This is a genomic window from Vibrio sp. 1978, assembly GCF_033344345.1.
Genome location: NZ_JAWPOP010000360.1, coordinates 1 through 767, shown reverse-complemented (window position 1 = coordinate 767; position 767 = coordinate 1). Strand labels below are relative to the sequence as shown.

Here is a 767-nt window from a genome sequence, read left to right as displayed (position 1 = left end):
CTTGTCCAGCAACTCACCCCCCATATGATAGGTGACCAATGAGCGCATTAGTCAGTGTAAAAAACGTCTCCAAGCAGTACCGTCAACAAGGAGAGGCGCTTCATGATGTGAGTTTTGACTTGCATGCTGGTCAAGTGCTTGGTTTACTCGGCCACAATGGCGCGGGTAAGTCGACGCTTATTAACGCCCTACTCGGCGCCCACGACTACGAAGGGACTATTCGCATCAATGGCTTCGAGCCCATGATGCAGCGTGACAAGATCATGCAGAATTTGTCGTACATCTCAGATGTGAATGTTTTGCCAGATTGGATGACGGTCTCTCAGCTTCTGAGTTATACCGAAGGGGTTCACCCGGGTTTCAATCGCAGCAAAGCAGATGCGCTGCTCCGTCAAACCGACATCAAACCTCGTGCGAAAATCAGAGCCCTTTCGAAAGGGATGAAAGTGCAATTGCACCTTGCCATTGTTATCGCAACCAATACACAAATCCTGATTTTGGATGAACCAACTCTTGGTTTGGATTTGGTTTACCGCGACACCTTCTACCGTCATTTACTGGAATGGTTTCACGATGGTGAACGCGTTCTGATCATCACCAGCCATGAAGTTTCCGAGATCGAGCATCTGTTAACCGATGTGTTGATTCTTAAACACGGTCGCCCGGTGCTGCAAACCTCAATGGACAGCATCAGTGAAGACTACTTTATTCTCGATGCCAATGACGAACACCGTGCGCAAATTGAAGCGATGCACCCACTCTCTTCT

The 767-nt window shown here is 48.6% G+C and carries 1 protein-coding gene; it reads left to right on the top strand.

All coding sequences use genetic code 11. The annotated features are described in order from the left end of the window. Positions 1-38: 38 nt before the first annotated feature. Positions 39-767: ABC transporter ATP-binding protein (locus R8N49_RS26625; protein ID WP_318190385.1), on the top strand; the 729-nt coding region annotated here is incomplete at its 3' end.